The sequence below is a fragment of the Streptomyces deserti genome (genome assembly GCF_054782695.1).
Window position 1 is genome coordinate 1 of record NZ_BAAGRZ010000090.1, and the last position, 3,752, is coordinate 3,752.

A 3,752-nucleotide genomic window follows, 5' to 3' on the forward strand; every position below is an offset into this window, starting at 1 on the left:
GATACTCCAGGTCCTGCGCGACTCGGCGGAAGTCGTCGAGCATGGGCTCCATCAGCGGCGAGTGGAACGCGTGCGAAACCCGCAGCCAGCGCGTCTTGCGGCCCTGCTCGGTGAAGACACCTGCCAGGTCCTCCAGGACAGATCGATCCCCGGACAGCACCACTTGGGACGGGCCGTTGACGGCGGCGACACCCACCCGGTCGGTGTGACCCTCCAGCAGCGGCAGGACATCCCCCTCCGCTGCCTGCACCGCGAGCATGGCGCCGCCTTCCGGCAGGGCCTGCATCAACCGGCCCCGCGCCGCCACCAGCCGGGCCGCATCCTCCAACGACCACACCCCAGCCACATACGCCGCCACCAACTCGCCGATCGAGTGACCGCCCACGATCTCCGGCCGCAGCCCGAACGACTCCGCCAGCCGGAACAAGGCGACCTCGATCGCGAACAGCGCCGGCTGCGCAAAACCGGTCTGCTCCAGGACGTCCGCCTCGGTGCCGAACATCACCTCCCGCAGCGGGCGATCCAGCAGCGGATCCAGATGCGCGCACACCTCATCCAGCGCATCCGCGAACACCGGGAACACCGGGAACACCTCATACAACTCCCGGCCCATCCCCAGCCGCTGACTGCCCTGCCCGGTGAAGACCACAGCAAGGCGCCCCTCAGCGACCACACCAGTCACCACACCAGGCGCGCCGGAAGCCAGCCCCTCCAGACCGTCCAGGAAGTCCCCCTGCTGACGCCCCAGCACCACCGCCCGATGCTCCAACGCAGAGCGGCCCGACAGCAGCGACCAACCCACATCGGCAACGTCCAGGTCGGAGTGCATCACCAGGTGCTCACGCAGCCGCTCCGCCTGAGCACGCAGCGCCTCCGCACTACGAGCCGACACCAGCCACGGCACCACACCCACCGGCACCGGCACCGACTCCGCAGAGTCATCCTCAACCGGCGCCTGCTCCACGATCACATGCGCGTTCGTACCGCTCACACCGAAGGACGACACACCCGCCCGACGCGGCACACCGCCGTCCCGCTCCGGCCACTCCCGCGCCTCGGTCAGCAGCTCCACAGCGCCCGCCGACCAGTCCACATGCGAACTCGGCGCATCCACATGCAACGTCCGCGGCAACACACCGTGCCGCATCGCCATCACCATCTTGATCACACCGGCCACACCCGCGGCCGACTGTGTATGACCGATGTTCGACTTGATCGAGCCGAGCCACAGCGGCCGGTCCTCGGGCCGCTCCTGCCCGTACATGGCGATCAGCGCCTGCGCCTCGATCGGATCCCCGAGCGTCGTGCCCGTACCGTGCGCCTCCACCGCATCCACATCACCCGGCACGAGCCCGGCACTCGCCAACGCAGCCCGAATCACCCGCTGCTGCGACGGACCGTTCGGCGCCGTGAGCCCGTTGCTCGCACCGTCCTGATTGACGGCCGAACCCCGCACCACCGCCAGCACCTCGTGCCCGTTCCGCCGGGCATCCGACAACCGCTCCAGCAACAGCAGACCGACACCCTCACCCCACCCGGTGCCGTCCGCAGCCTCCGCGAACGGCTTGCACCGCCCGTCCGCCGCCAGGCCCCGCTGCCGACTGAACTCAAGGAAGGCAGACGGGGTGATCATCACCGTCACGCCACCCGCCAGCGCCATGTCACACTCACCCTGGCGCAGCGCCTGAACGGCGAGATGGAGGGCGACCAGGGACGACGAGCAGGCGGTGTCGACCGTCACCGCGGGGCCTTCCAGGCCGAAGGCGTAGGAGAGGCGGCCCGAGATGACGCTCGTGGCGTCGCCGGTCATGAGGTAGCCCTCGACGCCCTCTGATTCATGGGCGAGTCCGGCCGACCACCCCTGTGCGCAGGCGCCGACGAAGACGCCGGCCCGGCTGCCGTGCAGCGCTGACGGTGCGATGCCCGCGCGTTCGAACAGTTCCCAGGAGGTCTCCAGGAGCAGCCGCTGCTGCGGGTCCATGGCCAGGGCCTCGCGCGGCGAGATGCCGAAGAGTCCCGCGTCGAACTCGGCCACGTCGTAGAGGAATCCGCCCTGTGCGGCGAAGGTCGCCTCGGGGGTGTGGCTGGTCGCGGACGCGAACAGCGCGTCGGTGTCCCAGCCGCGGTCCGTGGGGAGGTCGGAGATGGCGTCCGAGCCTTGGGCCACCAGCTTCCAGAGCTGTTCGGGGCTGGTGACGCCGCCGGGGTAGCGGCAGCTCATCGAGACGATGGCGATGGGCTCGTCGTCGCGTACCGGCACCGACACCGGCACCGCCGCCGAGGACGACGCGGCCGCGCCGGTCGCCGAACTGCCCGTGCCCAGGAAGCGTTCACGCAGATGAGCCGCGAGAACCTTGGCGTTCGGGTAGTCGAAGACCAGCGTGGTCGGCAGCCGCAGCCCCGTCACCGCCGCCAGCCGGTTGCGGACCTCCACCGCGGTCAGCGAGTCGAAGCCCAGCTCACGGAACGCCCGGGACGGCTCCACGGCCTCCGCGTCCGCATAGCCCAGCACGGCGGCCGCCTGGCCTCGCACCAGGTCCAGAACCACGCGCTCCTGCTCCACCGTCGACAGCCCGGCGAGTCGCTCTGCCCATGGTGAGCCCTCCCCCGGGCCCGAGGCCGTCTCGCCGTCGGACGGACCCTGCGCGGCCAGTGCCCGTGCCACCTCGGGCAGTTCTCCCAGCAGCGCACTGGGCCGCTGCGAGGTGAACGCCGGTATGAACCGCTCCCAGTCGACATCGGCCACGGCGAGGAACGTCTCGTCGTGCGCCACCGCCTGCGCCAGCGCCAGCACCGCCAGCTCCGGAGCCATCGGCCGCACGCCCCGGCGCCGCAGGTGCTCCTCGGCATCAGCGGCGGCGGCCATGCCGCTGCCGGCCCACGCGCCCCAGGCGACGGACGTCGCCACCAGGCCACGGGCGCACCTGGCCTCGGCCACGGCGTCGAGATAGGCGTTGGCAGCGGCGTAGGCGCCCTGCGCACCGCTCCCCCACACACCGGCGTTGGAGGAGAACAACACGAACGCGTCCAGGTCGACGCCGTCCAGCAGCTCGTCCAGCAGGGCCGCACCCGCCGTCTTGGCGCCGAACACCTCGGCGATGTCGGCCGGGGTCATCTCGGCCACCGCGCAGGCGGGGCTCACGCCCGCGGTGTGGAACACGGACCGCAGGGTGTGGCCGTCCTCGGCGAGCCGCTCCAGCAGCCCCGCCACCGCGTCCCGGTCGGCCACATCACACGCGGCGATGGTGACCTGGACGTCCAACTCCTCGAGTTCCGCCTTCAGTTCGGCCGCTCCGGGCGCGTCCGGACCACGACGGCTGGTGAGGACCAGATGCTCGGCACCGTTGCGTGCCAGCCAGCGCGCCACATGCCCGCCGATGGCACCCGTACCACCCGTGATCAGCGCGGTCCCCCGCGTCGACCACTCCAGCCGTTCCGTACCGGCCGCCTCCAGCGGAGCGTGCACGAGACGCCGTACGAACACACCTGAGCCGCGCACCGCGAGCTGGTCCTCGTCACCCGCTCCCGCGAGGATCCCGGCGAAACGAGACGCCGCGCGCCCGTCCGCCGCCTCCGGCAGGTCGATGAATCCGCCCCAGCGGTCGGGGTATTCCAGTGCGGCCACTCGTCCCAGGCCCCACACCTGCGCCTGAAGGGGGCTGCGGAGACCGTCACTGCGGCCCGTGGACACCGCTCCACTGGACACCGCCCACAGCCGGGCCCCGATCCCGGCGTCACCGAGCGCCTGCACC

Annotated in this window: 1 protein-coding gene; it reads right to left on the reverse strand. The window is 71.4% G+C overall.

Annotated elements, in window-relative coordinates:
* On the reverse strand, positions 1 to 3,752 hold a 3,752-nt coding region (locus ACYVMZ_RS39180), incomplete at both ends, for a type I polyketide synthase (RefSeq protein WP_461088067.1).